Origin of the sequence: Microcoleus sp. B3-A4 (assembly GCF_036705385.1) — a bacterium.
Taxonomy (GTDB): Bacteria; Cyanobacteriota; Cyanobacteriia; order Cyanobacteriales; family Microcoleaceae; genus Microcoleus.
The window spans coordinates 1-12,207 of record NZ_JAUBUI010000124.1; the positions used below are offsets into that span (position 1 = coordinate 1).

At 47.9% G+C, this 12,207-nt stretch carries 10 protein-coding genes; 2 read left to right on the forward strand and 8 right to left on the reverse strand.

Annotated elements, in window-relative coordinates:
- Nucleotides 1-31: 31 nt before the first annotated feature.
- From QUB33_RS27420 to QUB33_RS27430, 3 genes are all read right to left on the reverse strand, one after another.
- Nucleotides 32-2,452, reverse strand: a complete 2,421-nt coding sequence (locus QUB33_RS27420; RefSeq protein ID WP_333357149.1) for a leucine-rich repeat domain-containing protein — start codon at nt 2,450-2,452, stop codon at nt 32-34.
- A 324-nt stretch (nt 2,453-2,776) separates the two neighbouring features.
- The gene (locus tag QUB33_RS27425) at nt 2,777-3,718 is read right to left on the reverse strand and encodes a glutathione S-transferase C-terminal domain-containing protein (RefSeq protein ID WP_333357167.1); all 942 of its coding nucleotides are present in this window, start codon (nt 3,716-3,718) and stop codon (nt 2,777-2,779) included.
- 207 nt (nt 3,719-3,925) lie between these two features.
- Complete coding sequence (locus QUB33_RS27430) at nt 3,926-4,828, reverse strand: hypothetical protein (protein WP_333357152.1); 903 nt, start codon at nt 4,826-4,828, stop codon at nt 3,926-3,928.
- A gap of 331 nt (nt 4,829-5,159) precedes the next feature.
- Here QUB33_RS27430 and QUB33_RS27435 point away from each other — a divergent pair, with 331 nt between their 5' ends.
- Both QUB33_RS27435 and QUB33_RS27440 read left to right on the forward strand, forming a co-directional pair.
- The gene (locus QUB33_RS27435; RefSeq protein ID WP_333357155.1) at nt 5,160-6,095 is read left to right on the forward strand and encodes a class I SAM-dependent methyltransferase; all 936 of its coding nucleotides are present in this window, start codon (nt 5,160-5,162) and stop codon (nt 6,093-6,095) included.
- Nucleotides 6,096-6,398: 303 nt separating this feature from the next.
- Nucleotides 6,399-6,722, forward strand: coding sequence for a hypothetical protein (locus tag QUB33_RS27440; RefSeq protein ID WP_333167246.1), 324 nt, complete (start codon nt 6,399-6,401; stop codon nt 6,720-6,722).
- 32 nt (nt 6,723-6,754) lie between these two features.
- On the opposite strand, the gene QUB33_RS27445 is transcribed toward QUB33_RS27440, so the two are convergent.
- From QUB33_RS27445 to QUB33_RS27465, 5 genes are all read right to left on the reverse strand, one after another.
- Entirely contained in the window at nt 6,755-8,107 is a 1,353-nt protein-coding gene (locus QUB33_RS27445) for a cytochrome P450 (RefSeq protein WP_333357158.1), read from the reverse strand.
- A gap of 123 nt (nt 8,108-8,230) precedes the next feature.
- Nucleotides 8,231-9,100: a methylated-DNA--[protein]-cysteine S-methyltransferase gene (locus tag QUB33_RS27450; RefSeq protein WP_333357161.1), complete on the reverse strand. Its 870-nt coding sequence runs from the start codon at nt 9,098-9,100 to the stop codon at nt 8,231-8,233.
- Between the two features lie 260 nt (nt 9,101-9,360).
- Nucleotides 9,361-9,867 (reverse strand): MogA/MoaB family molybdenum cofactor biosynthesis protein, encoded by a 507-nt coding sequence (locus QUB33_RS27455; RefSeq protein ID WP_006632696.1) that lies wholly within the window; start codon nt 9,865-9,867, stop codon nt 9,361-9,363.
- 179 nt (nt 9,868-10,046) lie between these two features.
- Nucleotides 10,047-10,382, reverse strand: a complete 336-nt coding sequence (gene psb28, locus QUB33_RS27460) for a photosystem II reaction center protein Psb28 (RefSeq protein ID WP_242716700.1) — start codon at nt 10,380-10,382, stop codon at nt 10,047-10,049.
- Nucleotides 10,383-10,591: 209 nt separating this feature from the next.
- Nucleotides 10,592-12,052 (reverse strand): DUF1565 domain-containing protein, encoded by a 1,461-nt coding sequence (locus tag QUB33_RS27465; RefSeq protein ID WP_333357164.1) that lies wholly within the window; start codon nt 12,050-12,052, stop codon nt 10,592-10,594.
- Between the last annotated feature and the right edge of the window lie 155 nt (nt 12,053-12,207).

Consider the following 12,207-nt stretch of genomic DNA (forward strand, 5'->3'; position numbering starts at 1 on the left):
TTTGCTTTCTATTCTGCCATCAACTTGCCTGCTAAGTCTTTGAGTATTTATACTGGCTGCAAAACTGGGATGCTCCCCGATCGATGTTTTGCCATTCACCACAGCCTGAAATGGGACAGGGATACTCATGACGATTCTTCTTTTTGCTCTCAATTAGTTTCTCTACTTCAAAGAGCCCGTTTCCCGGCGCATTCATACCGCAAGGCGCAATGCAGGGAACCATCACATTACATCGCAATCCTTCCCAGAAATTCTCGACTAGCCATTTAATCTCTTCGGTGAGATAAGACAAAAACCGTTCTGGATAAGCAGCCCGCACCGTGATTTTTACATCCGTGTCAACATATTCCAGCAAAGCCCGACCGTTGTAGTCGTTGTCAAGCATCAAACCCCGTTGCCAATGGATACTTTTTTCGTAATTGCAACGCCCCAGTGAGTATTTGTGCAAGCGCACAATCAACTGGTAAAACAATCCTTCTGCTACTGCAAGTTGTCCTCGATCATCCACAATCCGGCAGATTTGCACTTGTTGTCTGTCTCCCGCTTCCGGTTGCTCTCCCCAATTGGGCAATTCCGGGCGTGTATCGCGTACAAGTTGAGCAATCAAGCTGGTATTGCTGGGTTTAGCCGGGTCGAGCACCACCCGGTAGGACAAATCGAAGCGTTCCATCAGCTTGAGAAAGATGGGATGTAGTTCTTTCGGGTAGCCGTCCTCGCCTGGAAACGGGGGATTACTCCATAATTCGCCCAGATGCTCAAAATCTACTAAACCGTTGCGGCGGCGAGTTGTTTCATCATCGAGTACGAAGCTGATTGCCTTTGCTAGCCAGTCGGGTTTGAGGATGACGATATCCCGCAGTATTGAATTGTAATCGTAATGGATCAAATACCCCAACCTATGGGAAATGCGAAGGAAAAGTTCTGCTTGTTCTTTATCGATTCCCTGTTGAGCGCAGATGGCAAGGACATCATCGTAGGGCAGATAGGCTTTGTCGTTTGTCAGCAAGATTTCCCGCACTCGCTGCCACTTGGCGGGAACAGAACGTCCCATTTCGGGAAGAGATGCGGCAACACTAGCAATCTTTTGTTTTAATTGTGCCAGCCCGGTGCAGGAGTTCTGAAGGTCAGGTTTGCTGTCTATATGGAAGAAGTCAAGCACCGTATCGCTACCGAATCGATCCTGAATTTCCTGTCTGTCAATGTCGGGTTGTCGCTGTCCGGGGCCGCCGTGGGTGGCGACTACTAGCACCTTGGCATCCGGTGCGCGATGCTTAATCAAGGTAATCCACTCTTTGACAAAGCCCTGCTGGGGGCCTTCCCGTGGCTTCCACACCACCAGATACACGGCTGGTGCACTGAAAAACAACTGGTGCGTCGATCTATAAACCGGTTGACCGCCAAAATCCCAACCATTGAGTGATATTTGTGTGCCACTGTCGGCATGAGTGAGGATAACTCGTTTAATTTCAATGCCGTGAGTGGTGGGACGACTTTCAAGCCATTCATCCTCGCGCAATGCTCCCAACAGACAACTCTTGCCCACCTCGCCTTCACCGATCAAAATCAGTTTGGCTTCATTCAGGGTGATTTGTGCTTGTGCTTTTGCCCGCAGGTATTGCAAGACGGCTCCAGTGCCTTGCTCATAGGCAGCAGCGAGGTCAGGATTCAGAGGGTTGTTGGAGAGGTTAAGCCCTTGCAACTCGGTGAGGGATGCGAGTGCCTCTGGCAGTTCCCTCAGTTGGTTTTTGGAGAGGTTAAGCCCTTGCAACTCGGTTAGCGAGGCGATCACCTCTGGCAGTTCCCTCAGTTGGTTTTGGCTGAGGTCAAGCAGTTGCAACTGGGCCAGGGAGGCGAGTGTCCCTGGCAGTTCCGTCAGTTGGTTGCCGGAGAGGTCAAGCTCTTGCAACTGGGTGAGGGATGCGAGCGCCTCTGGTAGTTCCGTCAGTTGGTTGTTTTGGAGATCAAGCAGTTGCAACTGGGTGAGGGATGCGAGCGCCTCTGGCAATTCCGTCAGTTGGTTTTCGGAGAGGTCAAGCCGTTGCAACTGGCTGAGGGATGCGAGCGCCTCTGGCAATTCCGTCAGTTGGTTATTGTAGAGGTAAAGCTGTTGCAACTGGGTGAGGGATGAGATCGCCTCTGGCAGTTCCGTCAGTTGGTTTTCGGAGAGGTCAAGCCATCGCAACTGGGTGAGGGATGCGAGCGCCTCTGGCACTTCCGTCAGTGGGTTGTTGTAGAGGTCAAGCTGTCGCAACTGGGTGAGGGAGCGTATCGCCTCTGGCAATTCCGTCAGTTGGTTTTCGGAGAGGTCAAGCTCTTGCAACTGGGTGAGGGATGCGAGCGCATCTGGCAGTTCCGTCAGTTCCAGACTGCTAAGATCAAGTTCTATTGCTCCCTCTGGCCGTGCCCGTTCAATGCGTTGCTGTGCTTCCCGATCGCCCTCATTTCCTAACATTGCCAATTCCTTGTTTGGATTTTTGTATATAAGTGCGATCGCCTTTTGAGATGACTCGGGCGATCGCCAGACATGATTTGATTTTGAATATTGCTTAATCTCACTTCAAAATAACATCAATATTTTGTCGATCGTGAGGTTTGAGTAAAGGAGAGAATAGAGAGTTTGTTAGAGGGTTAAGGCTCGTTCCCAGCCTCTGGGAATGCGTTACCACGCAGAGCCTGGGAACGAGCTAAACCCGGTTTCTGATTCCCTGCGCGATCGCCCAAGCATCCAAGAAACCGGGTTTCTGCGATTATTCTGGCATCTTCACGCCCGATTTTGTTAAGCAACCGGGTTTCTGAGCCCTGCGCGATCGTGAGCTTTGAGCAAACTCGCCGGATCGGGCCCAGCGGGGATAATGCAGCCGGGATTCAGCGGGAACAAATTGCCGTAATAATCGCGCTTCACAGCCTCCAAATCGCAAGTGCCAGCAACTCCCGGTAACTGGTACAAATCGCGCAGATAAGCTCCCAAATGCTCGTAATCTTGAATGCGGCGCACATTGCATTTGAATAAGCTGTAGTAAACGGCATCAAAACGGAATAGAGTAGTAAAAAGCCGCACGTCTGCTAAAGTCACCCGATCGCCACAAAGGTAACGACTCCTCAAGAGCGATCGATCGATCTCGTCTAAAACAGCAAACAATTCACTGCAAGCCGAGTCATAAGCAGCTTGAGATTGGGCGAAACCGCAGCGATAAACGCCGTTATTCACCGATTGGTAAATCTTCTCATTCCACTGGTCAATTTGTTCTCGCAAATCCAGAGGATAAAGATCCATTTGAGGATTGCTAGCAAACTCGTTAAACTCCGAGTTTAGCATCACAATAATTTCCGAACTCTCGTTATTGACGATCGCCTTTTTCGAGTCATCCCACAGCACCGGCACTGTACACCGCCCCTGATAGCCCGGTAAAGCCAACTGGTAAAGTTCCGGCATCGTGTTGCAGCCAAATGTCTCCGACTCCATCACCCACATTCCCCCTTCAGAGGGATAGACAATAGAAACGGATATCGCATCTTCAAGCCCTTTGAGCGCCCTCGTCACCAGAGTGCGGTGCGCCCAAGGGCATCCCGTACCCACGAAGAGGCGATACCGTCCCGTGGCGGGCTGGTGAGGGTTGTCTGGTGCAGTGCTGACAAAGTTGCGGAAACTGCTGCTGGGGCGAATGTATGCTCCGGTGCGATCGGGCGGCGCTAGTTTTGACATCATTAATTGCCACATTGATGTCCAGACAAATTTGCCTAGCTTGACTGTTACGGATGAAGGAAGCGATTTGTTTTTCACAATGCGATTAAAATAGGTTTGCTAACATAATCTGCTTATTTTAACTCACATTGCGAAGTTTATTCCCTCGTCCCTAGGCTCTGCCTGGGAACGCATATCCCGAGGCTCTGCCTCGCTCTGTTCCCTCACCTGGGAAGGACTTTTCTAGGATCTGCCAGAGGCTATTTCAGCATAAGCTCGATCGATCAATCGGCGAGCAACCGTCTGAATTCCCGTATGTTCGTAATAATTGGTAGTCATGTCTAAAAACGCCGCCACATAATCCAATTTGTCATCGGTAACATCAATGTATTGCTTGAGATGGCCTAAAACTATGGCGGGAGTTAAGCCGCGAGATTGTACTAAATTGTTCATCCAACCTTGGGCTGAGGCGAAAGTTGTTGTCACGAATCCAAATTTTGCTGCATTATTAGCGCCGGGAATTAGGTTGCTGATATTTTGGAATGTTGAGTTTTGCTGCAAGGTTGAAGGATTCAATCCGCCTATGGTATTTTGTGCTACTCTAATGAAGTCCGGGCCAAGGGGAATTAAACCGTCAGCACACACTAATGCAGCCATCCGCATCAGAGATTCGCCTTTGTAATGAGATAAATAATTACCAAAGCTTCCCACATTGTTAAGGGAAATGTTGTTAAGTTTGCAGTAGGCAATTAGCTCGATCGCCACTTTGACGCACAAGTCGATCGTTTGAGTTGTGTCAGCTTTGGGAGTGAGGCGGTTCAGAAACGAAAGAAAGCCGATGTTTTCGCCGATTTTACTGGCCATAGCCGTTGCACCTAACGCACTGTCGGCGCTGTCTGCTAACTGATAAAGCCTGACTACGCCTTGATATGGCTCGTTGGGGTTGGCGTAAAGCTCGATCGCGCGATCGCGAATTTTTCCCACTAATTTGCGCTTTGTTTCCCCTGTCACCGCTTGAATAGTATTATCAAAACCCGTGATATTGTTCCACTCCCCCGGAACCACAAAATCCAGAGATTTGAGCATCATCACAGTGACGCCACCAGACGGCAAATTGTCAACCAATTCCACAATAGATTTGCTCATCACAAACTCCTGAATAGCCAGATTTAAAGTGTTCTTCCAAATACTCCAGCTTCGGAAAATCTGATTCCAGATTCCCGCTTAATTCCCCAGCACTAAGTAGGTAAGCGCAAATAAATATTACACGACCAGATCCAGTTTTGCAATCCTCTGATATTTTCTCTCTTCTCTAACTCTGCGTTCTCTGCGATCTCTGCGGTTCATTAAAAAAAGTCTTTTCCCCAAAACATTTGCATTTCACTCGCCCTCACCAAGTTAAGTTTCATTATATTGACCAACTCAAAATCATCGCACTGTGTTAAAATAGAGGGCGCAAAATAGAAAAAAATAAAATATGACGGTTGCAGTTAACAAAACTCCGGGATTAGCCTCGCGCTTAGTAAATGGCGTACTCTCCATCAAGCCTTTGGCTAATCTAGCCAAGCACCAAGCGCGGGAAATGATGATTAAAAGAGCCGAAAGAATCGGCGTGCATTGGCGGCAAGATGCCCAAGCACTTTTAGCCCGGAATTGGGATGCAGAATTGTTCAGCGTCCAAAATCCCGATCTGGTTTACCCTAAATATTATCTAACTTCATTTCACGCCTACGAACAAGGTAATATGAGCTGGGAAGCTGCTACAGAAGTAGAAGTTGCCGCCCGTACAGTTCACGCGGGAATTTGGCCGGAAGCGGGTGCAGAAGGCGATGCAAAACTCCGCGCCAGCTATCACGAAGTCATCAAATCTCAGATTGCTTCTTCACCGCAGGATATTGTTGATTTGGGATGCAGTGTGGGAATGAGTACCTTTGCTCTTGGGGATGTTTACCCGGAAGCGAAGATGACTGGGGTGGAGTTGTCGCCTTATTTCTTAGCAGTTGCTAAATACCGTTCCCAACAGCGAGAATCTGAATTATTAAATCAAAAATCTCCAACTTGGGTTCACGCTGCTGCTGAATCTACTGGTTTGCCTGCGGCTGCTTTTGATTTAGTTTCTATTTGTTTAGTTTGTCACGAATTGCCGCAGAAAGCTACTAGAGAAGTGTTCCGGGAAGCGAGGCGTTTGCTACGTGTTGGCGGACATTTGACAATTATGGATATGAATCCCCAGTCGGAAGTTTATGCCAAAATGCCTCCTTATATTTTGACTTTGCTCAAGAGTACGGAGCCTTATTTGGATCAGTATTTTGGGTTGGATATCGAGCAAGCTTTAGTTGATTCCGGTTTTGCACAGCCGACGATAACTTGCAATACAGTCCGACACCGGACTATTGTTGCTAAGGCAATATAGCGGTTTTCACTAGAGTGAAGTACAGATATCGGGTAGGACACGGCAGTGCCGTGTCTAAAGCTGTATTTATTTAATTCGATTTAAAACTGCTATAAATGGTAAAATTGCATAGATATTATTCAATCCTTGGGGCGGTGCGTGAGTGTAAATAGTCTAATCTGTGGATTTAAAAATTTCTGCGATCGCGCCCCCTACTGATAAATAATTGCGATGCTACCGGATTTGATATTAGACAGGCGTAGAAGCTATTCACAGCGCCATTTGTTAGACATTTTGATAGAACCCTAAAAGTAGGACATCTTCATGAACCCGACAGCCCCCTCTCAAAACGTCATCGATTGTTTGCAGGTTATCTTGGATGCTACTGCATCGAAGAATTACGAGCTTTTTACTACAGTCGGTGATGCAGGCTACAAAACGAGCATTACACAAAAAATGTTTGACGATGTTAGCGAGCAGCTTGCTTCCCGCCTGCAAAAGGGATACTCAATTAATTATTTTGGTGAGATAAAACAAGGTAATTCTCCGATTTATTTGTGGAAGCTGAGTTTTGAAGATGGTGGAGATGAATTTGTGGCACACATGACAATGAATGGAGACAAAGTTGCTGGGATTTTCATCGAATAACATATCTTGCTTGACACGGCGTTTCACTGAATCTAACGCCGATCGCGCACAACCGTTAATCGAAATCGATCGGGCGGCACAAAGGTGATTCCCCGGCGCGCCGGACGAATTGGCCGATCGAGATTCGATACAAACTCACGGGAAGACAGCACCGTTGCTAAAACAAGTTTCATTTCAAACATCGATAACGCCATCCCGATGCAGCTTCGACTCCCGCCTCCAAATGGTAAAAATTCAGAGGCGGAAAACTTGCGATCTAAAAAGCGATCGGGATTGAACCCGGCCGGATTTTCGTAGGTTTGAGGGCGACGGTGGGCCAAATAGACACAGGGGATTAAAATCGTTCCCGGTTGATATGTATAGCCTTCGAGTTCGATCGTCCGTTTCACCTTGCGCGGCTGCGAAATTAAGGCAATTGGATAAACCCGCAGCGCTTCCTTGCAGACTGCTGTTAAGTAGGGCGACTGCGAAAGCGCGATCGGATCGGGATTCTCGCCCAATTCATCCAATTCCTTCCGCAACCGAGCAAGGCATTCGGGAAACTGATGCAGCCAGTAAAACGCCCAAGTCAACGCCGATCCAGTCGTTTCATGTCCCAATAACAACAGCGTCATCAACTGATCGCGCAATTCTCGATCGCCGATGGATTCGCCGGTGTCGTCGCGGGCCATCATCAACACCGACAGAATATCCGTGCGTGACGAATCGAGAGAATGCGATCGCCTCTCGGCAATTTCCGCATAAATCAGCGAGTCAATCTGCGCCATCTGCTCCAAAAACTGCCCCCACGGACTCCAAGAACCCAAATTTTGCTGCAACGGTTCAAAGAAAAATTGTAGGGAGTACAGCTCAGAGGTAATCGCCTCTAAAAGCCTGCTGAGCAATCGTTTCAGGCGTTCGTAGCGCTCTCCCGGCACTAATCCAAACACGACTTGCAAGATTACTTGCAGCGAAATTTCTGACATTTCTTCGCGGACTGCGATCGCATCTGGGGCTTTCCAGTCGATCGTCTGCTTTTTCGTCAAATCAACAATCAAATGCCCTTGACTGTGCAACTGTTCCCGATGCAGCGCGGGCATTAATAGCTGTCGCTGTCGCAGATGCCGCGGCCCTTCATTCATAATTAGGGATTCATTTCCCACCAGCGGGCGAAATACGTTGGTCACTTTGCCAAACTCAAAGGCATCGGCTAACGTCGTAAACACCGCCTGAATCGCTTCTGGACTGCCCAGAAACACCACGGGGGGCGAAGAGGGCCCCAACACGCGGGCGGTAAATGTATCGCCGTATTTGGCAGAGTAGCGATCGAAAAATGCGATCGGGTCAGCTACCAGCGAAAGCGTTTGGAACAAAGCAGGAGAACGAGATCCGGTAGGCAGCGTCATTGAAAAACAGGCGATACACAATATTTCTAGTGTATTTTGACATACTCCGAAGTCCTCGATCGACCTTGCACCCTGAAATTTATCTGCGATCGATTGCCAAGGCCAGTAGCAAAAATACTAATGCTATCGGGATCGATCGCAGATTGTACGGCTAGCTTCCCAACCTAACATGACTGTTTTACGCTCTACTCCCCAGCCATAGCCACCGAGTTCTCCAGATTCTCGAATGACTCGGTGACACGGAATTAGATAGCCGATAGGATTGTTACCGATCGCATTTCCTACAGCTCTAGCAGCAGTTGGGCGAGCTACCATTTGAGCTATACTCTGATAAGTGGCGATCGCACCAAAGGGCAATTGCAAAAGTGCTCGCCAAACTTGAATCTGAAAGTTAGTGCCTTTTACCAAGAGCGTTAGTGGTTTTTGCTCGCTGAGAGTTTCTGAATTGAAAATCAGGTCGCGCAATGATTGAGTGGCTTGCTCATCACGAATGATTTCAGCGTTTTTCCATTCCAATCGCAGTCTTTGTGCGGCGGTTTGTTCGTCTGTTGTCTCCAAGAAATAAAGATTACAAATACCACGGGTAGTTGTCGCGATTAAAGATGTGCCAAAGGGGGTATCATGAATGCCATAACGAATTTGTAAACCTGCTCCGCCTGCTTTGAACTCCCCTGGTGACATTGCTTCCAAGTTCACAAATAAATCGTGTAATCGTCCGGGACTCGATAGTCTCACGTCCAATGTTAGGTCTAGAAGGCTTTTAGTCTGAGTGATTTTTGACTTGGCATATTCAACTGTCAGATATTGCAAAAACCGCTTGGGGCTAATGCCGGCCCATTGAGTGAATAGCCGTTGAAAATGATATTCACTAAGTCCTATGTGCTGGGCCACAGTTGCCAGATTGGGCTGGTTTAGGTGGTGTTGTCGCATAAAGGCGATCGCCCGAGCAATCCGGTGATAATCTTCGCTAGCATAGACACTCGCATTCTGCATCGCAATCATCTAGTCTAAATCAAGGGAATTTTGATGTTTCCTTACTTTAGCTATAGAGCAGGCTCAAAGCCACCCGTTTCTTGCGGTGAATGCACTCAGTCGATTTTAGATTTTAGATTTTAGATGGAAGAAAGCGAGCTCACTGCTAAACCCGGGGGCTGGCGATGATGATGAGCGAGCTTTTTTCTCTATCCACGGATGCCTCGGGCGACTTGTAACCAAATTTCTTGATTGTCAGTCACTTAACCGAACTTTCGCTGTCACCCTCCCCGCAACTGCGTCACCAAGTGAACTAATTCAGGTAAAATTAGCTTTTCCACAGCTAGTTTCACACCATTGCTAGAACCCGGAAGAGAAAAGACTAACTTGCCTTGATACACCCCTGCAACTGCGCGAGAGGCGATCGCCCTCGAACCAATTTCTTGATAGCTCAAAAACCGAAATATCTCACCAAATCCTGGTAAAATCCTGTCTAGCAAACTCTCCATCACATCATAAGTCGTATCTCGGGGAGCGATGCCCGTGCCGCCGTTAAAAATGATTGCATCCACATCTTCACGCTGGGAAAAAGCCTGCATTTGCAATACAATTTTGGCCGCATCATCTTTAACAACAGTGTAAGCTACCACAGAGTGACCCGCATCTTTTAGCAGCTTCTTAGTTAACAAGCCGCTATTGTCTGTTTCGGCCGAGCGCGTGTCGCTAACAGTAATGATAGCGCAGTTTACGGTTATTTTAGATAAGTCCGGGTGAGGAATTTGCGTCATATAACAGATGTTGAAGGAAAAAGAAAGAAGCAAGAAGGAAGAGGAAATCAGGAAAAGGGAAGAGGGAAGAAGTCATTAGTTAGTTGTGATTTGTTCGTTGTTAGTTATTCATTATCAAATAACTAATAACCAATAACCAATGCCCCATACCCCATGCCCTATGCCCTATTCCCCATCAATTATGCCTTGCTAAATCCTAAGCCGTTTGCTTCCGAGTAGCGTTCCATAAAACGCATAAATCGATCCCATTCTTCAGGACTTCTCATTAGATAAAGAGCTTCCAAACCCGCAGGCTGACCGTTGATAAACTTAGCCTTAACCTCGCGAGTGAGGAGTTCGCCTTCTTCGTCGATCATGTACATTCCAGTAATGTCTTCGGTACTGGTGCTGCTGAGAGCTTTGGGATTTTCAAAGATAAACGTGGCAGTGCCTTGAGCTCCCGTTTTAGAACGGGTTAGGCGCACTTCGGGCACAGCATCTTCGTCTATACCCCGAGAAAATTGAATTTTAGCCATAATCTGACAGTGGAACCTTAAGGATTGCTTAATTTCTTAATGTTTAATCATAAAACGATTCGGGTACTCGAAAATCAAGACTTGGGAGAGTGGGAGTGGGTGAGAGTGCGTGAAAGTGGGTGAGAGTGAGGCAATTGGAGACAAGGGCGAGGGGAGATGGGTTGGTTCTTTGTACCCCAAGTTATCCTCTCCCTTGTCTCCCAATTCCCTTAGACGATGTAAGGAGAGTTAATAGGATCGGCCCGCTTTGTGGCTACCAGAGTTTGGTAGATGAGGGCGGATACCTCGCCACGGGTGATGTCGTGGGCGGGGGAAAGCTTTTCGCGCGCGGGATAGTTGACCACGATTTTGCGCTCTGTGGCGGTTGCTATCTCGTCGGTGGCAAAACTGGGAATCTGAGCTCGATCGACATAAACGCTCAAAGAATTGGGGTTGCCGCCCGCCAACTGCAAGCCGTTTACCAAAGAAACGATCGCCTGAACTCTAGTCAAATTCTGCTCCGGGCGAAACGTGCTGTCTGGATATCCAGCCAAAAAGCCAGCTCGATTAGCTTGGTCGATCGCTCCCTTGGCCCAAAAATCCGCCGCCACATCCTTAAAAACCGTCGCCTCACGGCGCGGCACCAATTCAAACGCCTTCGCCAGCATAGCCGCATACTGAGCTCTAGTTACAATCTCGTAAGGTTGAAAAGTGCCGTTGGGAAACCCGCTAACAATATTCATCTTTGCCAAACGATCGATAAAATCCTTGGCCCAATGCGTGCTGATGTCGCTAAACTGTAGCTTGCCAGGAGTCTGAGTTGGCGTCACATTGCCCAAATCAAATAAACCTTTCACCCGCGAAGAATTGAGCTGATTTCCCACCGCAGAAATCTTAACCCCAGTCGCGTTTTGCAAGTCTAATTCACCGTTATTCTGAAAAATATTGCCGCCCAAATCTTGAGCAGTACCAATATCTGGCAGCGACTTCCCCCCCGCAGTCAAACCGTCTTCGGTATTTTTTTCAATGCGATTCTTACGCAAAATCGGCTGACATTCCCCCGCTAAAACGATACCGGAGCGATTTTCCAAAATTTGGTTATCAACAATCAAAGGAGCCGACTGAGCTTGCAGGGAAATGCCGAAACCCGTCTTTTGAAAAATATTGCGCCGTATTGCTCCTTTAGCAGTTCCCGCCACAATCACCCCAGCGGCTGAGTTTTCCACAAATATGTTGTCTAGAATCGCAGGATTAGCAGTTCCCGTGGCAAAAATGCCTTCGCCCTTACAAAGTGTGAAAGTGCAGTTAGCCACAGTCGGAGAAGTTGACTCAATCCAGACTCCCGTGCCGCGACTATCGAGATTAGTAACAGTTATTCCGCGCAATTCTGAATTAGTTGCTAGCAGTATCGTGATATTTTGGCCTGCAGCGGTGGGACTGACAAATTTGCCGCTGCCTTGAATCAGAATGCCTCTACCTTTGTTAGTTTCATTGCCAATAACTTTTACTCCCGAAGGAATTTGCAAGGGGAATTGTTCGCCACTAGCAGCGCTGTAAGTTGCCGGTGATAACTGAATCGTAGTTCCCGATGCAGCGCGGGCGCTCGCGCGGGCTATAGTTTTGAAGGGAGCAGATTGGCTGCCGACTGCGGAATCGCTGCCTGTTTGCGGGTTGACGTAAAGTATTGTCATGTTTTTGTTAAAGAGATAATTGGCGATCGAGCTTTTGTGCAATTTTCATTGTCTGCGAACTTTACCCCGGATACATATTCCAATACGGTTCAGTTAAGGCTCAAACCGTGGTAAATTAGGTATGGTGTCCACAAAAGGAGAGCAAGTTAGCGTGC